The 25,830-nt window shown below is 37.5% G+C and carries 18 protein-coding genes; 17 read left to right on the top strand and 1 reads right to left on the bottom strand.

Features of this window, described 5'->3' with window-relative positions; all coding sequences use genetic code 11:
* Positions 1-13: 13 nt before the first annotated feature.
* The 10 genes from H5116_RS03100 (at position 14) to H5116_RS03055 (ending at position 17,777) form a co-directional block, all read left to right on the top strand.
* Positions 14-1,378 (top strand): DUF1329 domain-containing protein, encoded by a 1,365-nt coding sequence (locus H5116_RS03100; RefSeq protein WP_182695648.1) that lies wholly within the window; start codon positions 14-16, stop codon positions 1,376-1,378.
* A 126-nt stretch (positions 1,379-1,504) separates the two neighbouring features.
* Positions 1,505-2,500: a YCF48-related protein gene (locus H5116_RS03095; RefSeq protein WP_182715537.1), complete on the top strand. Its 996-nt coding sequence runs from the start codon at positions 1,505-1,507 to the stop codon at positions 2,498-2,500.
* The gene (locus H5116_RS03090; protein ID WP_182711197.1) at positions 2,500-4,821 is read left to right on the top strand and encodes an RND family transporter; all 2,322 of its coding nucleotides are present in this window, start codon (positions 2,500-2,502) and stop codon (positions 4,819-4,821) included. The genes H5116_RS03095 and H5116_RS03090 overlap by 1 nt, the downstream gene beginning before the upstream one ends.
* A 208-nt stretch (positions 4,822-5,029) precedes the next feature.
* Positions 5,030-9,871, top strand: a complete 4,842-nt coding sequence (locus tag H5116_RS03085; RefSeq protein WP_182715536.1) for an NAD-glutamate dehydrogenase — start codon at positions 5,030-5,032, stop codon at positions 9,869-9,871.
* 120 nt (positions 9,872-9,991) lie between these two features.
* Entirely contained in the window at positions 9,992-11,002 is a 1,011-nt protein-coding gene (gene pyrD / locus H5116_RS03080) for a quinone-dependent dihydroorotate dehydrogenase (RefSeq protein ID WP_165743190.1), read from the top strand.
* Between the two features lie 117 nt (positions 11,003-11,119).
* Positions 11,120-11,650: a cell division protein ZapC domain-containing protein gene (locus tag H5116_RS03075; protein ID WP_182692355.1), complete on the top strand. Its 531-nt coding sequence runs from the start codon at positions 11,120-11,122 to the stop codon at positions 11,648-11,650.
* A 91-nt stretch (positions 11,651-11,741) separates the two neighbouring features.
* Positions 11,742-13,859 (top strand): bifunctional 23S rRNA (guanine(2069)-N(7))-methyltransferase RlmK/23S rRNA (guanine(2445)-N(2))-methyltransferase RlmL, encoded by a 2,118-nt coding sequence (gene rlmKL / locus H5116_RS03070; RefSeq protein WP_182715535.1) that lies wholly within the window; start codon positions 11,742-11,744, stop codon positions 13,857-13,859.
* Positions 13,852-14,091, top strand: coding sequence for a glutaredoxin family protein (locus tag H5116_RS03065; protein ID WP_182715534.1), 240 nt, complete (start codon positions 13,852-13,854; stop codon positions 14,089-14,091). The genes rlmKL and H5116_RS03065 overlap by 8 nt, the downstream gene beginning before the upstream one ends.
* A 15-nt stretch (positions 14,092-14,106) precedes the next feature.
* A complete protein-coding gene (locus H5116_RS03060) occupies positions 14,107-16,020 on the top strand; it encodes an ABC transporter ATP-binding protein (RefSeq protein ID WP_002961781.1) in 1,914 nt (637 codons plus the stop codon).
* Between the two features lie 11 nt (positions 16,021-16,031).
* Positions 16,032-17,777 carry a DUF3466 family protein gene (locus H5116_RS03055; RefSeq protein ID WP_182715533.1) on the top strand — a complete coding sequence of 582 codons (1,746 nt, stop codon included), beginning with the start codon at positions 16,032-16,034 and terminating at the stop codon, positions 17,775-17,777.
* A 102-nt stretch (positions 17,778-17,879) separates the two neighbouring features.
* Here H5116_RS03055 and H5116_RS03050 read toward each other — a convergent pair whose 3' ends face one another.
* Positions 17,880-18,386, bottom strand: a complete 507-nt coding sequence (locus H5116_RS03050) for a DUF2062 domain-containing protein (protein ID WP_024595571.1) — start codon at positions 18,384-18,386, stop codon at positions 17,880-17,882.
* On the opposite strand from H5116_RS03050, the gene H5116_RS03045 reads away from it, so the two are divergent.
* From H5116_RS03045 to tcdA, 7 genes are read left to right on the top strand one after another with little or no spacing between them, the layout of a single operon-like run.
* On the top strand, positions 18,366-20,633 hold the full coding sequence (locus H5116_RS03045) for a DNA internalization-related competence protein ComEC/Rec2 (RefSeq protein ID WP_182715532.1): 2,268 nt from the start codon (positions 18,366-18,368) through the stop codon (positions 20,631-20,633). The two genes, H5116_RS03050 and H5116_RS03045, sit on opposite strands and share 21 nt — an antisense overlap.
* A 60-nt stretch (positions 20,634-20,693) precedes the next feature.
* Entirely contained in the window at positions 20,694-22,439 is a 1,746-nt protein-coding gene (gene msbA, locus H5116_RS03040; RefSeq protein WP_182715531.1) for a lipid A export permease/ATP-binding protein MsbA, read from the top strand.
* Positions 22,436-23,416 (top strand): tetraacyldisaccharide 4'-kinase, encoded by a 981-nt coding sequence (gene lpxK / locus H5116_RS03035; protein ID WP_182715530.1) that lies wholly within the window; start codon positions 22,436-22,438, stop codon positions 23,414-23,416. Before msbA ends, lpxK begins: the two co-directional genes overlap by 4 nt.
* Positions 23,406-23,603 carry a Trm112 family protein gene (locus tag H5116_RS03030; RefSeq protein WP_182681254.1) on the top strand — a complete coding sequence of 66 codons (198 nt, stop codon included), beginning with the start codon at positions 23,406-23,408 and terminating at the stop codon, positions 23,601-23,603. Before lpxK ends, H5116_RS03030 begins: the two co-directional genes overlap by 11 nt.
* A complete protein-coding gene (kdsB, locus tag H5116_RS03025) occupies positions 23,591-24,352 on the top strand; it encodes a 3-deoxy-manno-octulosonate cytidylyltransferase (RefSeq protein ID WP_165743201.1) in 762 nt (253 codons plus the stop codon). Before H5116_RS03030 ends, kdsB begins: the two co-directional genes overlap by 13 nt.
* On the top strand, positions 24,349-25,029 hold the full coding sequence (locus tag H5116_RS03020; RefSeq protein ID WP_182715529.1) for a TIGR01621 family pseudouridine synthase: 681 nt from the start codon (positions 24,349-24,351) through the stop codon (positions 25,027-25,029). Before kdsB ends, H5116_RS03020 begins: the two co-directional genes overlap by 4 nt.
* Positions 25,030-25,827 (top strand): tRNA cyclic N6-threonylcarbamoyladenosine(37) synthase TcdA, encoded by a 798-nt coding sequence (tcdA, locus tag H5116_RS03015; RefSeq protein ID WP_182715528.1) that lies wholly within the window; start codon positions 25,030-25,032, stop codon positions 25,825-25,827.
* Positions 25,828-25,830: the final 3 nt, after the last annotated feature.

The raw sequence follows: 25,830 nt of genomic DNA, 5'->3' as shown, positions 1-25,830 counted from the left end.
GGGTAACATTACTATGATTAAAAAACCTACCCTCATTGCTACAGCATTTTGTAGTTTGTTTGCAAGCAGCGCAGCCTTGGCTAAATTAAGCGCTGATGAAGTTGCTCAATTAGGCCAAAACTTAACGCCAATGGGTGCAGAAAAAGCTGCGAATGCTGATGGTTCTATTCCAGCGTGGAATAATGGAATTACAACAGCGCCTGCAGGTTATAAAGCTGGTATGCATCATCTTGACCCATTTACAGCTGATAAAGTGCTTTTCACTATCGATAAAAGTAATATTGAAAAGTACAAAGCCAATTTAAGTCCGGGTCAAATTGCTTTATTTGAAGCATACCCAGACACATTTAAAATGCCAGTGTATGAAACACGCCGCTCAGCTTCGTACCCTCAGTTTGTTTATGACGCGACTAAAAAGTTTGCACCGACTGCTGAATTAATCGAAGGCGGTAACGGTATTAAAAATACCGCGATAGGTATTCCTTTCCCTATTCCTAAAACAGGTTTAGAGGCAATTTGGAATCACTTATTACGTTACCGTGGCCAGTCTATTGAGCGCTTTGGTGGTCAAGCTGCACCGACTGCATCTGGCTCTTACAACTATGTTGGTTTTGATGAGCAGCTATTAGTTAAATACTCAGACCCAAGCGCTACACCAGCAGAGCTACAAGACTCAAACATTTTGTTTAAGTTTAAACAAAGCGTTACAGAGCCTGCACGTTTAGCGGGTACTGCATTATTAGTTCATGAAACAATGGACCAAATATTAACGCCGCGCCAAGCATGGACTTATAACTCGGGGCAACGTCGTGTTCGTCGTGCACCTAATGTTGCATATGATGCACCAGGCACAGCTGCAGATAGCCTGCGCACTACCGATGATTTTGATATGTTTAATGGCTCACCAAATCGTTACAACTGGACGCTAAAGGGTAAGCAAGAGTTATACATACCTTACAACAGCTATAAACTTCATAGCGACAAGCTAGAGTACAATGATATTTTAATGCCTGGCCATATTAACCCAGAACATACACGTTACGAAAAACATCGTGTTTGGGTTGTTGAAGCTAACTTAAAAGATGATACACGCCATATCTATAAAAAGCGTGTGTTTTACATTGATGAAGATAGCTGGCAAGTACAGGTTACTGATATTTATGATAACCGCGACCAACTTTACCGTGTAGCCATGGCTTATGGCCTTAACTATTACGAAGTTCCTACACAGTGGAGTACTCTTGAGGTTTATCATGATTTGAATTCTCGTCGTTATTTAGCAATTGGTTTAGATAACCAAGAAAAAATGTACGATTTTTCAAAGTCGTTTAACGATAACGAATTTACTTCAAGCGCTTTACGTCGCGCAGGTAGATAGTATTAAACTAGGCACTTAACAATATGTTAAGTGCCTTTTCCTTTCTCATCGCGTTTGTCTTACAGCGCGCAACGCACTCCCTAGTAAAAAGACAAACAACTCTCTCGTACAAGGCGATTAAAATTTATGAAGTATTTGGTATATGCCAGCCTGATAATAAGCGGTGCGAGTGTTGCACAAGAAGCCCCTAACTATGCAATCAGTGCAACAAATGCAGCTAAAACCTTACTCACTGATATAACTAACACGGGTAATGGCTTAATTGCTGTTGGTAAACACGGTACTGTTATTAAAAGTACATCGGGTGATTCATGGCAACAAGCTGAGCTAGTTCCAACTCAAGTGCTCTTAACTGCCGTTGATTTTAGTAACGAAAATAATGGATGGGCGTGTGGCCACGATGCAACAATCATAAATACTACTGACGGTGGCGTTAATTGGCAGCTACAACAAGCATTACCTGAATTAGACAAACCATGTTTAGATATTTTATTTGAAGATGACTTAAAAGGTTTTGCAGTGGGCGCATATGGCATGTTTTATCAAACTACAGACGGTGGTCAACATTGGCAAAAGCGCTTTTTAGATTCGCTACTTTTTAGTGATGATCGTGATTACTTAAACGATTTAAAAGAAAATGACCCACAAGGATACGAAGCGGAAACTGCTTCTATCTTACCGCACTTTAATCGTATAGAAAAAACAGACAATGGATTAATGCTCGTTGGTGAAATGGGTTTAATGGCCAGAAGCGTTGACGATGGTCAAACTTGGCAAAGAATAGAAGAAGTTTATCCCGGTTCATTCTTTGCAGTTGCCTCTGATAGCACTCAAGAAATTGTGGCGGGGCTACGAGGTAATGTTTTTGCAAAGCAAAGTGGCGAAAAGCAGTGGCAGCATTTTGAAAATGTTAAAACAGCGACGATTAACAACATCATTAATTATAATAACAAACAATGGCTCATGCTCGCTAATAGTGGCGTTATTTTTCATCTTCAAGATGGGTTACTCACCCATGAGCAGCTTGCTGACGGTAAAGCGATTCTTGATGGTTTAATTTTAGATAACAGATTGATCATGGCTACAGAAGATGGCATTAAAGTGAAGGAGTTAACCCCTTAATGCATAAGTTACTCGATTTTATTGAAAAGGCGATTTTTAGACATCGCTTAATTATGCTTATAAGTTTTGCACTTATAACCTGTTTACTTGTATTTAAAGCGACTCAAATTCAACTTGATGCATCGTTTAATAAAAATATCCCGTTAAATCACGATTACATGAAGGTATACACTAAACATGAAAAACAGTTTGGTGGTGCAAACAGTATTTTAATTTCAGTATGTGACGACAGCGGAGATATATTTAATCCAGAATTTTTTACTCAATTAAAAGCGGTTCACGATCAGCTTTATTTTATTCCTGGTGTAAATCGTCCTTTAGTGAATTCTATATTTTCACCTAGTGCTCGCTTTGTAGAAGTAGTAGAGGATGGCTTTGCCGGTGGTCCAATTATTCCTGCAAACTTTAAAGCAGATACGCGTGGATTAGGTGTAGTAAAGGAAAACATTGAAAAAGCAAAAGTTGTAGGGCGTATGATTGCCAGCGATTATTCTTGTGCAATGGTAACGGCTCAACTTTTAGAAACAGATCCTCAAACACAACAAAAATTAGACACATTAGCTTTTGCACAAAAGCTAGAAAGTGATTTAAGAGAGCCTTTAAGTACAGACAAAGTAAGTATTCATATTATTGGCTTTGCAAAAATGGCTGGTGATATAGCTGAAGGCGCAAAAGGGGTAGTCGTATTTTTTGCCATTGCTATCGCCTTTACCTTTATTATGGTTTGGCTATTTTGTGGCAGTTTAAAGCTAACTATTTTGCCAATCGCGTGTTCTATTATTGCTGTTATTTGGCAATTAGGCCTGCTTTCAAGTTTAGGGTTTGGACTAGACCCTATGTCCATTTTGGTGCCGTTTTTAGTGTTTGCTATTGGTGTAAGCCATGGTGTGCAGATGATCAATGCGATTGGCAAAAAAGTAGGTGAAGGAAAAAGTACGCGAATTTGTTGTCAGTCAAGTTTCAGGGCTTTATTAATACCTGGTGGTATTGCACTGCTTTCAGATACCGTAGGCTTTTTAACATTACTTACTATTGATATTGGTATTATCCGCGAACTTGCTATTACAGCGAGTTTAGGTGTGGCAGTAATTATATTTACAAATTTAATTTTGCTGCCAGTTTGGGCGTCGTATATGAACTTTGAAAACAGTGTACATATTCAATCTGGTGATGCTGAGAAGCCTAATATACTTGATAAGATCAGAGACATTTTAGTAAAAGCAACCGATCCTAAAATCGCTAAAATGATTATCGGTTTTACCCTTGTTTTATTTGCTCTAGGCTACTGGCAAGCAGATAAAATGCGTATAGGTGACTTACACGCAGGCGCGCCATCTCTGCATCAAGATGCCCGTTATAACCAAGACACGTTTTTAATTTCGGATAAGTACACTATCTCGTCTGATATTTTAAAAGTAATTGTAGAGGCGTATCCTGCAGCATGTACTGAGCATGATGTGATGGAGCGTATAAGCCGTTTTCAATACAAAGTTGAGAATGTGGCCGGTGTGCAGTCTGCTGTAAGTTTGAGCTCTGTAGCTCAATCGGTTAACGCGGGCTACAACGAAGGCAATTTAAAATGGCAGAGTTTGCCACGAAATTCAGCAAGCTTAGTACAGTCAACGTCTCGAGTTGAAACTAGTACAGGCTTACTTAACGGTGATTGTTCAGTTATGCCAGTGATTATATTCTTAGATGATCATAAAGCACAAACTATCGATACCGTAATTAAGAGTGTTAAGCAATTTGCACAAGAAGAGGGCACTGAAAAACTAGCATTTAAATTAGCGTCAGGACCTGTGGGCGTAATGGCAGCTACTAATGAGTCTGTATCAGAAGCACAAATACCCATGATGCTTTACGTTTATGGTGCCGTTATTATTTTATGTTTAATGAGCTTTAGAAGCGTAAAAGCAACAGTAGCCGTGGTATTACCGCTTTATATTGTATCAACCCTTGCCCAAGCACTTATGGTACAGCTGGAAATAGGCTTAACAGTTTCTACTTTACCTGTAATTGCATTAGGTGTAGGTATTGGTGTTGATTACGGTATTTATATACTGTCGTCGATGATGGGGCAGCTTAAGCAAAACGTACCGCTTAGTGTTGCTTATCGAAATGCGCTTGTTGAGCGTGGCAGCGCGGTTCTATTTACTGGTATTACATTAGCTATTGGTGTGAGCACTTGGATATTCTCAGATCTTAAATTCCAAGTTGATATGGGTATACTATTAACCTTCATGTTTTTAGTGAATATGTTAGGTGCAGTGTTGTTATTACCCGCAATTGGTAGCCTTCTCTGGACTGACCAGAAAAAATAATGTGAATACTTTTGCTCCTAAATGGCCAGTAATGGCCATTTATATCTATATTTTGTGAATAGATGACCAAATAGCTGAAATGCTTAAAATGTTTTCATCGAAAAGGCTGTTTATTAGCTGTAAAAGGGTTAGAATTTAACTGACTCCACGCTAATAATACGCTGTACAAATATTCTGCTTTTAGCAGTAATAGATTAAGGAACATACAATGACACGAAATGAAGGCCAAGCCTCGGTTATCCTAGATAATGTCTGTAAGCTAATCCAGAAAAAAGTTCGCGCTGATAATGTGTTACTCGTTGAGAAATTCGCCAAAGCCTTGTACAGCAATATGTCTAAAGAGGATTTGGCAAACCGCAACGATAGTGACCTATATGGCGCAGCATTAAGCCTTTGGAACTCGCTAGAAAAAAATACTACTGACGACGCTGTTATCCGCGTTTTCAATCCAGAAGTGGCAAAAGATGGCTGGCAGTCATCACATACAATCGTTGAAATTATCACTAAAGATATGCCGTTCTTAGTTGATTCTGTTCGTATGGCCATGACTCGTGAAAATATCGCCTCTCACTTATTACTTCACTGCCCATTAAAAATTAAGCGTGATGAAAACGCTAAAATTTCTGGATTATCAAATTTAAAAGCAGAGCAAGAATCTTCATCTACTAAAACAGTATTTTTTATTGAAATTGACCGTCAAACAGATTCTTCTGTGATTGAGTCTTTCAAAAAAGAATTAGAGTCTGTGCTTGTTGATGTATCAGTTGCTGTTGATGATTGGCAACCAATCCGTAAAAAATTGATTGCAGTGACTAAAGAGTTACCTAAACGTCATCATAATAAAAGTAAAGATGAAGTTTCAGAAACAACTGAGTTTTTAGATTGGTTAGCTAAAGATAATTTTACCCTAATGGGTTACCGTGAATATGAGTTAAGCCCAGTTCAAGGTGATTACCAACTAAAAGGTAAAATGGATACAAGCCTAGGCTTGATGAAAAACTCGACTGAAGAACACACTCGCTTATTATCAGAATTACCTGAAGTTGCACGTCAAGAAGCTCGTAGCAGCAACCTACTGATTTTAACAAAAACTAACTCTGTTTCTCGTGTTCATCGTCCAGCTTACATCGATTATGTAGGCATTAAGCGTTTTGACGATGAAGGCAATGTAATTGGTGAAGACCGCTTTATCGGTTTATTTTCATCAAGCTTTTACAATAACAGTGCTACTGATGTACCTGTGTTAAAAAGTAAAATTAATCGCATTATGGAAATGTGTGATTTTGCTAAAGGTACTCACGCTTACAAAGCTGTTTTAAATATTTTAGAAACCTACCCACGTGATGAGCTAGTTCAAGCGCGCGAAGGTGAGCTACTTGAAGTTGCTATGGGTGTGTTACAAGTACAAGAGCGCGATATGTGTCGCTTGTTTGTACGTAAAGATGCGTATGGTCGTTTTTTATCTTGTATGGTTTATGTACCTCGCGAGCGTTATAACACGGCTCTTCGTCGTGAAACGCAAGATATATTAGCTAATGCATTTAATTCTGACGATAAAGTCGAATTTACTACTTATTTCTCTGAGTCAACACTGGCGCGTACTCATTACACCGTTCGTGTGACCGACAACAAGATCGAATATAACGTGAAAGACATCGAAAACAATTTAGTAGAAGCTGCACGTACGTGGGAAGATAAACTTCAATCTGCACTTTTAGAGTCTGCGGGTGAAGCTCGTGGTAACGACTTAAATCGTAAATACTGTAATGCGTTTGCACGCTCATACAAAGATGAAGTGCTTCCAAGTGCTGCGGTTGTTGATATTGAAAAGTTAGAACTACTTAGCGATGAAAACAAACTAGAAATGTTGTTTTACCGTCCTCAAGAAGAAGCAAACAGCAATATTGTACGATTAAGCTTATTCCATAAAGATGAGCCGATTCACTTATCTGATGTTATGCCAATGCTTGAAAACTTTGGCCTTCGCGTTGTTGGTGAAACACCATACTCAGTTAAAACTAGCGATGGTCGTATCAACTGGATCATGGACTTCTCGATGCTTATTGACAGCAAAGGGATGGCGGATTTTGATAAAATTTCAGCACGTTTTCGTGCTGCATTAACAAATGTTTGGGGCAACCGCCTTGAAAACGATGGTTTTAACCGTTTAGTGTTAATGGGTGGTCTAACAGGCCGCGAAGCCTCTATTTTACGTGCGTATGCTAAATACATGCGTCAAATTGGTGTAACGTTCTCACAAAGTTACATAGAAAGTACATTTGCAAATTATCCAAATATCGCAGCGCAAATTGTTAACTTGTTTGCTAAAAAGTTCTCAGTTAAAAGCCCTGCAAGTGCTAAAACACTTGAAAAGCTAAGCACGCAAATTTATTTAGAGCTTGAAAATGTAGCAAACCTTGATGATGACCGTATTATACGTTTATACGTTGATATGATTGTTGCGACGCTGCGTACTAACTATTTCCAAAAAGACGATGCCGGACAGTTTAAGTCTTATGTGTCGTTTAAAATACAACCTAGCTTAATTCCTGATGTACCACTTCCTTTACCTGCGTTTGAAATTTTTGTTTATTCTCCGCGCGTAGAAGGCGTGCATTTACGTTACGGCAAAGTAGCACGTGGTGGTCTGCGTTGGTCCGACCGTCGTGAAGACTTCCGTACTGAAGTACTTGGCTTAGTTAAAGCACAACAAGTTAAAAATACTGTAATCGTACCTGTAGGTTCTAAAGGTGGCTTTGTATGTAAACAACTACCGACTGAGCGTGAAGCGTTTATTAAAGAAGGCCAAGAGTGTTATAAAATCTTTATCCGTGGTCTTTTAGATATTACTGATAATATTGAGCGTGGTGAAATAGTACCAGCGCGCGATGTTGTTCGTCACGATGAAGATGATGCTTACCTAGTAGTTGCAGCGGATAAAGGAACTGCTACTTTCTCTGATATCGCAAATGGCATTGCTAACGAATACAATTTCTGGCTAGGTGATGCATTTGCATCTGGTGGCTCGGTTGGTTATGACCATAAGAAAATGGGTATCACAGCAAAAGGCGCATGGGAGTCAGTTAAACGACATTTCCGTGAAATGGATATTGATTGTCAATCTACCGATTTTACAGTAGTAGCAATTGGCGATATGGCAGGCGATGTATTTGGTAATGGTATGCTGTTATCTAAGCATATTCGTCTACAAGTTGCCTTTAACCATATGCACATTTTTGTTGACCCTAATCCAGATGCTGCTACATCTTATCCAGAGCGCGAACGTTTATTTAATATGCCGCGTTCTTCTTGGGAAGATTACAATAAAGAGCTAATTTCTGCCGGTGGCGGTGTGTTCTCTCGTGCAGCTAAATCAATTACGCTTAGCCCAGAAATGAAAAAAATGTTGGGCACTAAAAAAGCTAGTATGACACCAAATGAGTTAATGAAAGCCTCATTAATGATGGAGTTTGATTTACTGTGGAATGGCGGTATTGGTACATACATTAAACACTCTAAAGAAACTGATGCCGATGTAGGGGATCGTGCAAACGATGCACTACGTATCAATGGTAGAGATTTAGGCGCTAAAATAATAGGTGAGGGCGGTAACTTAGGTGCAACGCAATTAGGTCGTGTTGAATTTGCAGCTAAAGGTGGTCGTGTTAATACTGACTTTATTGATAACGTAGGGGGTGTTGCCTGTTCAGATAACGAAGTTAACATTAAGATTTTACTTAATGGCTTAGTCGCTGAAGGTGACCTAACACGTAAACAACGTGATGAGCTACTTTACTCAATGACAGATGAAGTTTCTGAATTAGTATTAAAAGACTGTTACCGTCAAACACATACTATTTCAATTACGCAGTCTAAAGGAACTTCAACGCTCAAAGAAAAGATTCGCTTTATTCATGCGCTTGAAAAAGAAGGCAAGTTAAACCGTGCTATCGAATTTATTCCAAGTGATGAAGAATTGGCAGAACGCGCCGCTGCAGGTAAAGACTTAACTCGTCCTGAGCTTTCAGTGCTAGTGTCTTACGCAAAAATGGTATTAAAAGAGTCTTTAGTAAGTGATGAAATTACTGAAAACCCTTACTATCGCCAATTGCTTGTTAAGTCATTCCCACGTCCATTGCGTGAGAAGTTTAACGATGCGATGAACAACCACCCACTTCGTAAAGAAATTATTGCAACTAAACTTGCTAACAGTATCGTTAACGATATGGGTTTAAACTTCATGGTACGTATGCATGAAGAAACTGGTGCTAATGAAGCTGAGATAGCAATGTGTTACTCAATTGCTAGCGAAATATTTGAAATGCGTGAAACATGGTCTTCTATTAGTGCACTTGATAATAAAATACCAGCAGCAGTTCAAACTGAAATGCTTTACCAACTTCGTCGTACTGTGCGCCGAGCAACGCGTTGGTTCTTACGTCATCGTAATAAGTCACAAACGATTGAACAAGGAATTGAATTCTTTGCGCCAACATTCAAAGATTTAAGCGATAACTTAAATACGTATATGATTGAAAAAGAAAATGATCGTATTGTAATTGAGGCCAATAAGTTAATTGACGCGGGCGTTCCAACAGATATAGCTAATCGTATTGTTTCTTTATCAAGCTTATTCTCTGTGATGGATTTAGCAGAAGTTGCGAATAGTTCAGGTAAGAGTATTTCGATGGTGTCCAATACTTACTTTAAACTAGGTGCAAGAATGGGTCTGCATTGGTTCTTAGAGCAAATAACTAAGCAACCAGTAGCAAATCATTGGCAAGCACTTGCTCGCTCGTCTTATCGAGAAGAGCTTGATTGGCAGCAACGTACGTTATCTGAAGTTGTATTAAATAGCTTTGAAGGTGATGAGAGCGATGTTGATAGTCAAATAGACGAGTGGATGGATAGCCAAGATTTATTACTTCAACGCTGGAAACAAATGCTGGCTGAGTTTAAAACATCACAAAGCCACGACTTTGCTAAGTTCTCGGTTGCACTTCGTGAACTTATGTTGTTAAGCCACAATTGTGATACGTCAGGAAAATAATTTAGCTTTAATCAGTTAATTGTTTAGTAAATAAATAACTGATTGTTAAAATTGTTATACAATACCTCAGCCTTGTCTGAGGTATTTTTTTGTCTAAAATTTAAAAAGAGGATTATATTGATGTTTTATGATTTAGCTCGCCGTTTTATGTTTACCCGTGATGCGGAGTGGGCGCATGAGTTTGCACTTAATAATCTTCGTCGTTTTACCAATACACCTTTAAATTTAGCTTGGTCGCAAAATATTTCTGATAAGCCAGTCGACTTTTTGGGTCTGAAATTTAAAAACCCTGTAGGGCTAGCAGCTGGCCTTGATAAAAATGCGGAATGTATTGATGCATTCAGCCAAATGGGCTTTGGTTTTATTGAAGTTGGCACTATTACGCCGCGTGCTCAAGCTGGTAATGATAAACCTCGTATTTTTAGGTTGCCAGAATCAAACGCTATTATTAACCGTATGGGTTTTAATAATAAAGGCGTTGATAACTTAGTTGCAAATGTAAAAGCAGCAAAATACAGCGGCATACTCGGTATTAATATTGGTAAAAATAAAGATACGCCAAATGAACAAGGTAAAGATGACTATATTCATTGTATGCGTAAAGTATTTGAACATGCCTCATATATTACGGTAAATATTTCATCACCAAATACACCTGGCTTGCGTGATTTGCAATATGGCGCTGCACTTGATGATTTACTGCAAAGTCTTAAAAACGAACAGCTAGATTTAGTTGCAAAGCACAATAAACAAGTGCCTATGCTTGTAAAAATTGCACCGGATCTAGATCAAATTCAAATAGAGCAAGTAAGTGAGTCACTTTTAAATAATAAAATCGATGGTGTAATTGCCACCAACACCACGCTTGAGCGAGCTGCAGTTATGGGCCAGCTATATGCAGAAGAAGCCGGCGGTTTATCAGGTCACCCAGTTAGAATGCGTTCTACAGAGGTAGTGAGTGAATTGAAACGCTTAACACAAGGTAAGTTACCAATCATCGGAGTAGGCGGAATAGATGATGCGCAATCAGCAAAAGAAAAGTTCGATGCAGGCGCAAATTTAGTCCAGGTTTATACTGGGTTCATCTACAAAGGTCCACAATTGGTAAAGTCGATCGTTAACGGCTTATAAGGATCAGTTATCTAAGCTTTTGATCGTTCGATAAATGTTCTAAGCAAGCATTTTAAAAGTGGTCAAAAGCGGTTATACTGTGAGCAATAATTATTCAACATACCCAAGGAGGAGTAAATGTTACAAGCATCAAAGCAATGGCAGTGGATTACTTGTCCTAATAAAAATCGTTTGTTACTTGATTTAAATGACGACATGCAATTATGTACGCCCTATAAGTTAAGACAACTCACCGATTCTGTTTTTAAAAATCCACGTTTTAGTCTAGAAGATGCTGCATTTTATGAACAAGTTTATAACTATTTAGATGGGTTTGAATTGTGGTCTGCTGCTCAAATTTGTCAAATATCGCTAAATGCAACCGCTGTTAAATATCACTTAAAACCCGTTTTATCAAAAAGCTGGTTTTTTGAAGAGTACACTGGAACAGAGCCAAGTGTAGAAGCAATAGTTAAATTAATATCTAAAACGCAGACTGGCGATTTTTTAATTGTAGAGCATTGCCCTGATGCATCTATTTGCTTAAATTTAAGCGAAACCTTTAAATTAGACGAAAACTTATCTTTAGCGCAATTTGAAGTAATCCGTATTTTGAATAATCGAGTACACCCCATCCTAAATCAGCAATATCAAAGTCAAACCGCCTAACCAAATTTAAGTCTTAAGCGTGTCTTTATGGCGTGTTTGTAGCCCAACCTATGTTATAATCCTGCGCAATTAGCTATTAAGGGTTATTACTTTGCAATTTATCGCACTTACTTCTATCGGAATCGAAAATTTATTGGTTGATGAACTAACAGAACTTGGCGCAACTGTGTCTAAGCAAACTGTTGGTTCTGTTCGTTTTGAGGCTGACTCATTACTGGCGCAAAAGGTTTGTTTATCAAGTCGTTTTGCAACGCGTGTGCTTATGCTTATTGAAGAAAAAGAAGGCGTAGATGACAAGAATAGCCTGTATAATTTTGCTCGCTCGCAACCTTGGCAAGAGTGGTTTGGACCAACTCAAACATTCGCTGTCGACTTCAACGGTACCAATGACTCATTAAAAAACACACAATTTTCGGGTCTTGTAATAAAAGATGCGATTGTTGACTACTTTAATGATTTATACGAGCAGCGTCCTAACGTTGATAAGCAAGATGCAAATGTGCGTGTTGTTGCACGATTAAATCGTTACGGCGTTTCTATGTATATTGACTATTCGGGCCCTCGTTTGTCTGAACGTGGTTACCGTCAAGGTCAAGGTAAAGCACCAATTAAAGAACATTTAGCGGCTGCATTAATTAAACGAAGTGGTTGGCTTGATAATGTAAAACAACCTTTATTCGATCCATGTTGTGGTGCGGGTACTATTTTAATCGAAGCGGCTGGGATGGCACGAAACGAAGCACCGGGATTATTTCGTGAAGGCTTTGCTTTTGAGCGTTTACCCAGTTTTAGAGCCGCTAAGTTTAAAGAACTTAAAGAAGAGTTACTTGCTAACATTACCGATCCTAAATTGTGGTTAATTGGCCACGATTACGATGAACAAGTTTTAAATAAAGCGATTGATAATGCCAAACGTGCTGAGCTTGATGATGTTATTAAGTTTAAGCAAAGCGATGCAACTAAACTTACTGCTGTTGCAAAATTACCGGGTGTTGTAATTTCAAACTTACCTTATGGTGAACGTATTGGTTCTATGGCTGAGCTTGTTGATTTACACCGTAATTTAGGTGTTGGCTTTAAAATGCACTTTAATCATTGGAAACTTGCCTTACTAGGTATGGACGAGAGCTTATTTAAACTTTTAAAACTTGTGCGCCTTAAGCGTTATAAGTTTAAAAATGGCCCACTTGATGTTGAACTTAACTTATATCAATTAGATGATAAGCAAGTAAGTTTGACTACCGATGATAAAAAAGCGCTTAATTTTGAGGGCTCTACGTCATTCGCAAATAGATTGAAAAAGAATAAGCAAGGCTTAAAAAACTGGCTTAAACAAAATAAAGTAGACGCTTATCGTGTTTATGAAGCGGATATCCCTGAGTACAATGTTGCTGTAGATATTTACGGTGATTCTGCGGTTATTTTTGAATATGCAGCGCCTAAAGAAATTGATGAAAAAACATCAGAAAAACGCCTGCAAGACGTAATAACATTGACTTCGCAACAACTTGATATCTCACCTGAAAATATTGCTGTAAAAGTGCGTAAAAAGCAAAAGGGCGAAGAGCAGTATACGGCCATGTCTAAACAAAACCGCACTATGGTAGTTGAAGAGTTTGGTGCTAAGTTTAAAGTTAATTTATTTGACTACTTAGACACAGGTTTGTTTTTAGATCACCGTTTAATGCGTCGTTATATTCAAGAAAATTCGAAAGATAAGCGCTTTTTAAACTTGTTTGCATACACAGGTACAGCCTCTGTGCATGCTGCACTTGGTGGCGCTAAAGCAATTACAACAGTTGATTTATCTAAAACCTATTTAAAATGGGGCCAAGATAACTTCGATTTAAACAATATCAGTAATACACGTTACCGTTTTGAACAAGCAGATTGTTTAAAGTGGTTAGAGCATGCGACAGCACAATATGATTTGATATTTTTAGACCCTCCAACGTTCTCAAACTCAAAACGTATGAAAGACGCGTTTGATGTGCAAAGTGATCACATTAAATTATTAACGTGGGTTAAAAAGATTTTAAGTCCATCAGGTACTTTGATTTTCTCTAATAACAAACGTGGTTTTGTAATGGATGAAGTTGGCCTGATTGGTTTAGGTTTAAAAGCCGTTAATATCTCAGATAAAACGCTATCACCAGACTTCAAACGTAATAAAAAAATCCATAATAGCTGGCTAATTACGCATGGCTAAATGGATTTTATATCATACTGATGGTTGCCACTTGTGCGAACAGGCTGAGCAACTTATCACTGATGTACTAAATGACAACAGTGAGTTATTACTAATCGATATTATGACTGATGAGCAGCTTATTGCTGAGTATCAAATTACTATTCCTGTATTAAAAAGTGAAAAAGGCGAGAAATTATATTGGCCTTTTACTTTACACTCTGTGCGCGAATTTTCAGCACAAGCAGAATAAGAGCAAATAAGAACTATGGATTTAATAAGAATTTTAAAAGCACAACTTGCTTTTGGTACACATGCTTTGCTTAACAAAGCAGACGCCGTTATAGAAAGTGGCGAAAGGGTGTGTGTAGTTGGTCGAAATGGAGCGGGTAAGTCAACGTTATTAAAAGTGCTCGATGGACAAGTTGTTTTAGATGATGGTGAAATAAATCAGCTTGGTGGCATTCGAATTTCTCGTTTAGAGCAAGATCCACCAAAAGGTGCAAGCGGAACTGTATTTGATTACGTTGCGCAGGGTATGCCGGAAATTGCTAACCTACTCATTGATTTTCATCATGTTAGCAACGAACTGCAAACACAATGTACTGATAAGTTATTAAACAAGCTTGAACGTTTATCAAACCAACTTGAAGCCGCTGATGGTTGGCGCTTTGATAGCCGAATTCAATTAGTTTTGACACAATTAGAATTAACACCAGAGGCTAAACTTGAGTCCCTTTCTGGTGGCTGGTTACGTAAAGTAGCACTTGCGCGTGCACTTGTAAGTGAGCCTGACTTATTATTACTAGATGAGCCAACAAACCATTTAGATATGGCTAGTGTAATGTGGCTTGAACAGTTTTTAAAAGAATTTAAAGGCGGCATTGTATTTATATCGCATGACCGTGCGTTTATTCGCGCTGTTGCTACGCGTATTTTAGATTTAGATCGCGGTAAACTTATTTCGTACCCAGGTGATTACGCGACTTATCTAGAGCAAAAAGCGCATGATTTAAAAGTAGAAGAAGCGCAAAATGCATTGTTTGATAAGCGTTTAGCTGAAGAAGAAACGTGGATTCGCCAAGGTGTTAAAGCGCGAAGAACGCGTAACGAAGGGCGTGTTCGAGAGCTAAAACAGCTACGTAATGAGCGCAAGCAACGTGTTGATCAAGTTGGAAAAACTGACTTTAATATTGAAACAGCTGATCGCTCAGGTAAGTTGGTATTTGAAGCTAAGAACCTTTGCCATGCATTTAAAGACAAAGTTATTGCTGATGATTTTTCGACACTTGTAATGCGTGGCGACAGAATTGGCTTAGTAGGCCCAAATGGTATTGGTAAAACAACACTATTAAAACTAATGTTTGGTGATTTAGAACCTGATAGTGGTATTACTAAGCAAGGTGTTAATTTAGAGTTTGCTTACTTTGACCAATACCGTGAAAAACTTGACGAAGAAGCAACTGTTCAAGATAACGTTGCCGAAGGTAAACAAGAAGTGATGATGGGCGGTCGTTCACGCCATGTTTTAGGTTACCTGCAAGACTTTTTGTTCCCTCCAGCACGCGCTCGAACCCCGGTTAAAGCACTCTCTGGTGGTGAAAAAAATAGACTGCTATTAGCTAAACTGTTTTTAAAACCATCTAATATACTTGTTCTCGATGAGCCAACGAATGACTTGGACATTGAAACGTTAGAGTTACTAGAGGACATTATTAATCAATATCAAGGTACCGTGCTGATTGTAAGCCATGACCGAGAATTTATTGATAATACATGTTCTAGTGTATGGGCATTTGAAGGCAATGGTAAAGTAACAGATATCGTCGGTGGTTATAGCGACTATGAAGCTTATGTAGGTTACTTAGCTGAACAAGAAAAAAAAATTCAGCAACAACCAGTAAAAAAAGTTGAAAAAGTAGCCGCTCCAGCTGCAAAACCAGCAGCTAAGACAAATAAACTCTCTTACAAATTAAAACTTGAATTAGAGCAACTACCGAATAAAATGGAAAAACTAGAAGCTGAAATTGAAGCTCAACAAGCTGTAGTGAGTGACGCAAACTTTTTTAAACAAGAGAGTGATGTAACAACTAAAGCATTGAACCATTTAGCACAACTTGAGTCTGACCTTGAAGCTGCCCTTGAGCGCTGGGAAGAACTTGAAGAATTACAGAATCAGTAGTAAGGATTAAAATGAAATATAAATTACTCGCTGCCAGTATTTTAGCGACATTAAGCACTTCAGCAACAAGTGCGACGTACCAGTTAAGTGAATTAGGGACTCTTGAAGACGCTAAATATTCTTATGTAACAGATGTAAGCGAAAGCGGGCATATTATTGGTTTCGCAAATGGTTTATACAATTTACCTATTGATACAAGCTATATAGATTTTACTGAAAACCTTATTGAAAATAGCTATGACAATACAGAGGCAGCATTTGAATTAAGTGATAAAGAGATTACCTTCACACTTGATGACATTGAAAATAATGATGCGGTACTTACTAATGCTGATGCACACACTTTCATGGTTAGTTTTTTATCTTCAATTTCTACAAATTTTGAATATCAAAAATTAAGCTCATTAGTAGGCATAAAATATAATGATACACAAATAACTGAGCAACCATTATTTGATATTGCATCTGTTGATTATGACGGACTAACACGTTCAACTACTAACCTTTTTAATGCTGTAACTGAAGATGGTGTTACAGTCGGTTGGGGAAGCGCTCCTTACGATAAAGTGTCTTTTACACCTGATGGTGAAGATGATGCAGAAACGTGGTTTACCCACGAATTTATAGAACGTGGGATTGTAATAAGTGCTGATGGCAGTATAAGTGTTGAGTTAGAGCCAGAGTTTAATGAATACGGCGGAACAAGCCGTGCTAACGATATTGTCAAAACTAATAGTGGTTACACTGTTGTAGGTAATATCTCTACAAGTATTCCTGATGACAGACAAGATAATATTGATGATAACTGTGATAATGAAGACGAACCAACGTCAGTGTGTATCAATTTATTAAATTCTAATATTTCACGAGGCTTATTTAATAAGCGTGCTGTTAAATGGGAACTTGATGAATCGTTAAATATTATTTCTGTTGAAGAGCTTGGTATGGCACTTACACCTGATGAAGGTGAAACGGAAGATGACGCATTTACGAGTACTGCTCTAGCAGTGAACAACAACGGTACAATTGTAGGTTCATCGAATACACGTTATTACAAAAATGACGATACAATTCTTACAATGCCAGTTTATTTTAAAGACGGTGCGGTTGTTGATTTTATTAATCAAGAAGATGACTGGCAGTCTGGTAAATCAATTGCTATTAATGATAACGATGTAATTACAGGTTATGCAACTAAGCGTATTGAAGGCACTCTTCGTAATAAATTCTTTTACCATGATATAGCAACGGGTAGTACGGTTTTCCCTACTGATTACTTTTCAAGCTCAAGTTCTTACGGTAACGATATAAACAACCAAGGTTATATTGTAGGTGAAGGGGAAGTGGGTGTTTCCGATAGCTCGCGACTCAAAGAGGCCTTTATTTACAAAATTGGTGAAGACAAAATCACTAATCTAAACGATTTACTGCCTTGTTATGACACCGACGGTGAAACTGATTACGCTTATACTATGGTTGAAGCGACTGCTATCAACGAAAATAATGAAATATTTGGTACTGCGACTAAAACAGTTGAAAAGCTAGATTCATTAGGCGGTGTAGTAACTGATATTAATGGTGAAATTGAATATGAGAGTATTGCAATAGCAGTTAAACTAACGCCAATTGCAAATGGTGAAGTAGAAAGCTGTGCTCCAGTAGAAGCTGAAGTTTATGAGCGTAACTCTGCTAGCTTCCCTTGGTATACATTATTGTTATTACCACTGGTTGGCTTAAGGCGTGTATTTCGCTTTTAAAGTTTATTGATTATAAAAAAACCAACTTGATAAAGTTGGTTTTTTTTCGTCTATAATATTTTATTAGATTAGGATTGCAGCGATTATTTAGCTTTAACGCCACTAATTATTTCGTGATAACCATGCTTTTTTCACAGAGCGGCGCCAAATAATATCGATACCAAAATATCCTATAATTGATGCAATAGAAGCACATACTAATGAACCTAATAAAAATGCAGGACCAATTGTTTCTATACTTTCTAAAAACCAAGACCAACTTGCTTCAAATACAAAGTGTTGTTCTGGCTGATTAAGTATTAACGTACCCACTAAGTATGAGCCATAAAAGATAGGTGGCATGGTTAATGGATTCGTAAGCCATACTAAAGCAACTGATATGGGTAAATTAACCCTAAATAATATAGCACCTGCTGCGGCTAAAACCATTTGAAAAGGAACAGGGATGAAAGCAAAAAATAACCCAACCGCGAAGGCCCCTCGAGCTGAACGTCTATTTAAATGCCAAAGATTTGCGTCTTGCAAAAGTCGTCCAAATATTTTTAGTGATTTATGATGTCTAATTTTATTTGGATCAGGTAAAAATCTTTGGATCGTTTTTTTAGCCATTTAAAGCAACCATTTACATCAGTGTGGATAAGTCTTGGGTTTGTAATTGGCTGTGTAGCAACCGTGTTTTATTATCAAACTCTCGAATTTACAGTCTTCACAATTTTCATTGTAATAGTGAGCGCTTATTTTAAGCCGTTTTTAAACGTATTGTTAGGCTTTATTTGTGCAATTTGCTTTGTTGGTATGCATTTTTACCTTTTTTATAGTTTTGAAATACCAAAATCGAACGAAAAGTATGCACTTGATTCTACATTAGTTGTTGAAGAGGTTATTTCTGATAAAAAACCTCAGTATATCAAAGCCAAAATAGTGGCATTAGACGGGAGTAGTTTTTCGAGTTTTAGAGCACCCAAAGCAATGCTCAGTGTTAATTCTGCACAGCCCTTTACAGTCGGGGATGAATTCTCTGCATTAATCCATTTAAAATATTTTCGCAGTAATAAAAATTTTAATGTGTTTGATAATGAACGTTATGCATTTATAAATAGGATATTATTTAAAGGCAAAGTTCTCAATAAAGAGCTTAATATAATACACAGCGATAAACAAAGCATCGTACTAGATTATCAAAACTTCATTAAAAATACCTATACAAATACAAGATTGCAGTGGCTCTATTATGCATTACTCAGTGGTGATAAATCGTTGATGAGCTATACAGATAAACAATTAATGCAATCACTTGGGTTAAGTCACTTACTGGCTATATCGGGTTTACATATTGGTTTGATTTTTAGCTTTGGTTATTTATTCATTCGATTTATCTGTACGAAAATAAACTTTTCAATTGGTCAATCATTTAACCTTACACTTTACTACAGTTCGTTCGGTTTTATAGCTGCATTAGTTTACGTATATTTAAGTGACTTTTTAGTATCAGCAACGCGAGCGCTAATTATGCTGAGTTGTTATTTGTTAGTTTATTTTCTTGCTAAGCAGCCGCTGCGATGGCGTAGTATTTTATTTGCCTTGGTAATAGTGCTTGCTGTTAACCCATTTAATTTACTTAATCCAGGTCTGTATTTTTCATTTTTAGCTGTCGCTATAATTTTTACTGTTATTAATAAATTACCAATATTAAAAACACGAATAAAAAACAAAATTATTGCGTTATTTGTTATTCAAGTAGCATTGTTTATCGGTTTATTACCACTTTCACTTTATTTTTTTAATGGCGTAAGTATTGCAGGACTAGTGATTAACTTAATTGCGATACCGTTTCTTTCCATCATTATTTTGCCATTTTTGATTGTTTTTACATTACTGAGTACTTTTATAGATATAGGTAATTTAATACATTTGTTTGATACAGGGTTATATGCGTTATTTAAATTACTTTATGAAATACCCGAGCCGTTAAGATGGCTGACAACAGGACGAATCGAGTTAATATTCGTCATTTTTACCTATATTACTATGTTGATGATTTACTTACTCCCCTATAAGTTGCTTTCTTTCATTCCTTTAACAGTACTTTTATTGAATAACCTTCTAAAAGAAAAGCCTAACTGGCAGCTTCATGTGTTTGATGTTGGGCATGGTCTCATGGCATTAATTGAAAAAGATAACCAAGTGCTTATCTATGATTTTGGTCCAAGTTATTTTAATCGTTTTAGTCGTACGCGAAGTATCTTATTGCCTTATATAAAAGCAAATAATTTCACAGTAAAAACAGCGATTCTAAGTCATGAAGACAGCGATCACGCTGGAGGAATACAGCATTTTATTGAAGCTGGATTTGGGGAAACATTAAAGCAATTTCACCCTGAAAATACACTTAATGTGTGTGAAGTCCAAAGTGTTGATTTTGTCGGTTTAAGAGTAGAAAGCTTTAGCACTAGAGGGTATGGGAATGAAAACGACGATTCATGCGTTGTTAGAGTATCGAGTAATACTTATAGTGTGTTATTTACAGGTGATATATCAAAATCCCGAGAAGCCTCTTTATTAGCGAATAATACATCGTTGAAAAGTACAGTCATGTTAAGCCCACATCATGGCAGTGATACATCCTCAAGTGTTAATTTTATTAGTGATGTAGCTCCTAAAGTTGTGATTCATTCAAGTGCTTATAAAGGACAGTGGGAATTTCCCAAGCCAGTTGTTGTCGAGCGTTACAAAGCAATAAGCGCCGAGCAATTTACAACAGGCGTTGAAGGACAAATTAGTATTAAATTCTACTCAAACAATTTGGTCATAGAAACAGCAAGAGGGCAGGAAAGTTATTGGTTTATCAAAGATTGACGTTTAGTTTTATCTCATCGAAGGATACAATACAGGGAGTTACTGTATTTAGAGAGTGTTATGGATCAAAGTACTGCACAAATTTATAAACGTCTTGTTTCGTATGTTGGCGCATACAAAAGCGTCGCTTTTATCGCAATTGTTGGGATGATAGGCTATTCAGCAATGGATGCTTTATTCATTCAATTAATGAAGCCGTTTATTGATCAAGGTTTAAACCAGCGAAATACAGAAGTTTTAAAGTACGCTCCTTTTGTTGTTATCGCGTTAGTACTAGGGCGTGGTGTTTTTAACTTTATGTCTTCGTACTGTTTAAGTTATGTGGGCTCTCAAGTTGTACGCTCTTTACGCCAAGAGTTATTTGAGCACATATTGCATTTACCCGTTTCTTTTCATGACAAAAACTCAACAGGCGATTTAATTTCAAAAATCACTTTTGACACAGAGCAAGTTCAACAAGCAATTACTAAAGCGTTACTTATTGTTGTACGTGAAGGAGCCTTTGTTGTCTTTTTACTTGGTGTAATGTTTTATACCAGTTGGAAGCTCTCACTTATATTTTTAGTCATCATCCCTCTCGTTGCCATTATTGTAGCGGTTGTATCGAAACGTTTTCGCCATATTTCTAAAAGTATCCAATCAGCTATGGGGCAGGTTACACGTAGCTCTGAACAGATGCTTAGCGGACATAAAGTTATTCATGGATTTGGCGGACAAGACCAAGAAATAAACCATTTCTCAAAGATTAATAATCATAACCGCCAGCAGCGCATTAAAATGGATGCGACAAAAGCTTTAAGTGTATCAATTATTCAAATATTAGCAGCAAGTGCTATGGCTGTTATTTTATGGGCTGTATCTCTTCCATCAATGATTGATACGATTACCTCAGGTGACTTCATGGCATTGATTGCCTCAATGATGATGCTATTGCGACCGCTAAAACAACTCGCCAATGTTAATAGCGATATGCAGCGTGGTATCTCTGCAGCTCAAAGTATATTTTTAGTTTTAGATGAAGAAATGGAAAAAGATACTGGCACCGTTTCAGTCGATAAAGTTAAAGGGGTAATTGAAGTTAAAAATGTAACCTTTAAGTACCCAACAAAAGATGAAGCCGTATTAAACGATTTGTCGCTAACGATTAAAGCGGGTGAAAGTATTGCCTTAGTTGGGCGCTCAGGCTCGGGTAAATCAACAATTTCTAATTTATTACCACGCTACTATGACTTAGAGTTACCGAGTGAAATATTACTTGATGGTATAGCCCTGCAGGATTATAAATTAACAGATTTGCGTCGCCAATTTGCTTTAGTGTCTCAGCAGGTCGTGTTATTTAACGATACGATTGCTAACAATATTTGTTATGGCATAAAGCATGATGTGTCTGAGGAAGAATTAGAGCAAGTTGCTAAACAAGCGCATGTTTGGGAGTTTGTTAAAGACCTGCCAGAGCAATTAAACACCATGGTAGGTGAAAATGGTGTAATGCTCTCCGGCGGTCAACGCCAGCGTATAGCGATAGCACGTGCAATATTAAAAGACGCACCTATTTTGATTTTAGACGAGGCTACATCAGCACTTGATACCGAATCTGAAAAGCTTATTCAGCAAGCATTAGAAACGCTAATGAAAGATAAAACCTCAATTGTTATTGCGCATCGCTTATCTACTATCGAAAACAGTGACCGAATCTATGTTATTGATAATGGTCGTGTAATAGAAAGTGGCGATCACAATAGTTTATTAGCAAATGACGGTACTTATTCAGCCCTTTGCAAAATGCAGTTTGGTGATCAGGCGTGAGTAAAATAGAACAAAGCTGGTATAAACCATTTGGTCTAATTACTTTACTGTTATTACCATTAAGTGCTTTGTTTTGGGTTGTATCGTCATTTCGAAAATACTTATACAGCGCTAAAATACTTAAACCTTTTGAGTGCAAAACGCCTGTAATTGTAGTTGGCAATATAAGTGTTGGCGGTAATGGTAAAACGCCTTTTGTTTTGTGGCTGTATGGTCATTTAACACAGCAAGGTTTATCAGTGGGAATTATTAGTAGAGGATATGGTGGGCAATCAGAAAATTACCCGCTGTTAGTTACTGAGCTTGTAGATGCTCAGCAGGCTGGAGATGAGCCCGTACTTTTATACCATCGTTTAAAGTGCCCAATAGCGGTTGGGCCTAATAGACAACACAATATCGATTTATTAGAAAATAATTATACACTCGATGTTATTATTTCTGATGATGGAATGCAGCATTATAAAATGCCTCGTAGCATTGAGTGTTGTATTGTTGATAGTGAGCGTCGTTTTGGTAATGGCTTTGTTATACCAGCAGGGCCACTTCGTGAAACAACTAAACGTTTGCAAAGTGTCGATATAGTAATTGAAAATGGTGGTGAGGCTAATAATAGCTACACATTACAAGTAAGTAATCTTCGCTTGGTTAATTCAAGCGATTATGCAAAAAGTAACGTAAGTGAAGCACATGCAATAAGTGCAATTGGGAACCCTAAACGGTTTGAAAACTCATTAGAAGCACAAGATATTACGTTATTATCGACTCATCATTTTAGAGATCATTATGCTTATACAGTAGATGATTTTGCACAATTTGGTGATGATTGCATTATAATGACCGAAAAAGATGCCGTTAAATGTAAGTCCTTTGCAAAGCCTAATTGGTATTATTTACCAGTAGATGCACAACCTACCGATAGCGTAATAAACAAATTAAATTCAATATTAAAAGAAAAAGGAATACTCAATGGCCTTTGATACAAAATTACTCGAGATAATTGCGTGCCCTGTTTGTAAGGGAAAATTACGCTTTGATAGAGACAACAACGAACTAATTAGCACAGCAGCTAAGCTTGCTTATCCTGTTCAAGATGATATTCCAGTATTACTTGAAAATGAAGCACGTGAGTTATCTTTAGAAGAGGTTGAAAAGTGGAATTCGTAGTTGTAATTCCTGCTCGTTTTGCATCGACCCGACTACCAGGTAAACCGCTTGCTGATATTTGTGGCAAGCCGATGGTTCAACACGTTTACGAAAAAGCATGTTTATCAGGTGCTAGTAAAGTAGTTATAGCAACCGATCATCAAAAAGTATTTGATGCAGTAAGTATGTTTACTAATGATGTAGTAATGACGCGTGAAGATCACCAGTCGGGTACTGAACGATTAGCTGAAGTGGTTGATTTTCTTAAACTTGATAGCAATACAATTGTGGTTAATGTACAAGGCGATGAGCCACTACTTGCACCAGAAAACGTATCTCAAGTTGCTGCACTATTAAGTGATTCAACAGCACCAATGGCAACGTTAAGTGTTGCTATTGAAGAACGTGATGAAGTATTTAATCCTAATGCCGTTAAAGTGGTTAGCGATATAAATAAAAATGCCCTGTATTTCTCTCGTGCAAGTATACCGTTTGATAGAAATACGATGATGGATGATAGCACTGCCCTTAATTTAGCACCATTTCAACGTCATGTAGGTATTTATGCGTACAGAGCGGGTTTTATTAAACAATACATAGAGCTTAGTGTATCACCACTAGAATTACTCGAATCACTTGAGCAGTTACGTGTTTTGTATCACGGTTATAAAATTAAAATAGAACAAGCTCAAATAGCCCCTCATGCAGGTGTAGATACGCCTGATGACTTAGCTAAAGTGATAGCGCATATTAAAAGTAAAAACGTGTGAGTGAGCAAGTAAGTAAGATATTAAAAGTTGTTTATACACATAACGATTTTTATATTTTAGAAAAGCCAGCGGGTCTTAATTTTCATTCTGAAGAGGGGCCCGGCTTTGTTGTTTTAGCTGAACAACAATTATCGCAAAAGCTTTATGCCGTTCATCGTTTAGATAAAGTGACATCAGGGCTGATTATTTTAGCGCGAAACAAATCCGCTGCAGCCGCCTTTACTGTTATGTTTACTGAGCGTGCGATTGCTAAATTTTATTTAGCGATTAGTGATGCTAAACCAAAAAAGAAGCAGGGGTGGATAAAAGGCGATATGGCTAAGTCTCGCCGTGGCTCGTTTAAGTTACTAACGAGTACACTTAACCCTGCAATCACCCGATTCTACTCTCTGAGTTATAAGCCAGGGTTTAGAGGGTATATTTTAAAACCTTACTCTGGCAAAACACATCAACTAAGAGTGGCACTAAAAAGTGTGGGCGCAGCTATTTTAGGCGATGCAATGTATTCAGGCACGCCATCAAATCGTACCTATTTACATGCATATGCATTGAGCTTTTTATGGCAAAGTGAACAAATACAGCTAACTTTATTACCCGATAATGGTGATGAGTATTTGGCGTTACTTAAACATCAAGATTTTCAAGCATGGCAATTGCCATGGCAACTGGATTGGTAAATGAGCGAAAAAGTTACAGATATACGTTTTGGTGGTATTAAACGTTTATATGGTCATCAACAGTTTGATTGGCTTCAAGAAGCACATTTTTGTGTAGTAGGGATTGGTGGTGTAGGAAGCTGGACAGCAGAAGCACTTGCACGTACTGGTGTTGGTAAAATAACACTTATAGATTTGGATGATATTTGTGCGACTAACGTCAATAGACAAATTCACGCGTTAACGGGCACTATTGGTCAAGCTAAAGTCGATGCAATGAAAGCGCGCTGCGAGCTCATTAATCCACAGTGCCAAGTTCATGTAATAGATGACTTTATTACGCTTGATAATATTCAAGAGCATATTCAAGGTTTTGATTATGTAATTGATTGTATTGATGCAGTTAAAGAAAAAGCAGCATTAATTGCTCACTGTAAACGTAATAAACTACCTATAATTACAACTGGTGGTGCTGGCGGGCAAACAGATCCTAGCCAAATAACCTTTGGTGATGTAGCTAAAACTACGCAAGACCCATTACTTGCAAAGGTGCGCTATATTTTGCGCAAGCAATATAATTTTAGTAATAATCCTAAACGTAAGTTTAATATTGATTGTGTTTACTCAACAGAGCAATTGGTTTACCCAGGAAGCGATGGCAGCGTATGTCATGCTAAGCAAAGTGCTGATGGCACGATGAATATGGACTGTAATAATGGTTTTGGCTCTGTGACTATGATCACAGGAAGCTTTGGTTTTTTTGTTGCTGCAAAAGCGGTGCGTAAATATCTAGATAAAAAACACCGCTCACAAGCTTAGTTT

The organism is Pseudoalteromonas sp. SG45-2 (genome assembly GCF_014164115.1).
GTDB lineage: Bacteria > Pseudomonadota > Gammaproteobacteria > Enterobacterales > Alteromonadaceae > Pseudoalteromonas > Pseudoalteromonas distincta.
This window is presented reverse-complemented; position numbering and strand designations above follow the sequence as displayed.

What these genes read in the sequence shown, in the direction of transcription:
- H5116_RS03065 (WP_182715534.1), top strand. Translation starts at nt 13,852, where the DNA reads ATGGCTAAATGGATTTTATATCATACTGATGGTTGCCACTTGTGCGAA.
- msbA (WP_182715531.1), top strand. Translation starts at nt 20,694, where the DNA reads ATGGATCAAAGTACTGCACAAATTTATAAACGTCTTGTTTCGTATGTT.
- H5116_RS03085 (WP_182715536.1), top strand. Translation starts at nt 5,030, where the DNA reads ATGACACGAAATGAAGGCCAAGCCTCGGTTATCCTAGATAATGTCTGT.
- H5116_RS03095 (WP_182715537.1), top strand. Translation starts at nt 1,505, where the DNA reads ATGAAGTATTTGGTATATGCCAGCCTGATAATAAGCGGTGCGAGTGTT.
- H5116_RS03030 (WP_182681254.1), top strand. Translation starts at nt 23,406, where the DNA reads ATGGCCTTTGATACAAAATTACTCGAGATAATTGCGTGCCCTGTTTGT.
- H5116_RS03050 (WP_024595571.1), bottom strand. Translation starts at nt 18,386, where the DNA reads ATGGCTAAAAAAACGATCCAAAGATTTTTACCTGATCCAAATAAAATT.
- H5116_RS03055 (WP_182715533.1), top strand. Translation starts at nt 16,032, where the DNA reads ATGAAATATAAATTACTCGCTGCCAGTATTTTAGCGACATTAAGCACT.
- H5116_RS03075 (WP_182692355.1), top strand. Translation starts at nt 11,120, where the DNA reads ATGTTACAAGCATCAAAGCAATGGCAGTGGATTACTTGTCCTAATAAA.
- tcdA (WP_182715528.1), top strand. Translation starts at nt 25,030, where the DNA reads ATGAGCGAAAAAGTTACAGATATACGTTTTGGTGGTATTAAACGTTTA.
- H5116_RS03100 (WP_182695648.1), top strand. Translation starts at nt 14, where the DNA reads ATGATTAAAAAACCTACCCTCATTGCTACAGCATTTTGTAGTTTGTTT.
- H5116_RS03090 (WP_182711197.1), top strand. Translation starts at nt 2,500, where the DNA reads ATGCATAAGTTACTCGATTTTATTGAAAAGGCGATTTTTAGACATCGC.
- pyrD (WP_165743190.1), top strand. Translation starts at nt 9,992, where the DNA reads ATGTTTTATGATTTAGCTCGCCGTTTTATGTTTACCCGTGATGCGGAG.
- H5116_RS03060 (WP_002961781.1), top strand. Translation starts at nt 14,107, where the DNA reads ATGGATTTAATAAGAATTTTAAAAGCACAACTTGCTTTTGGTACACAT.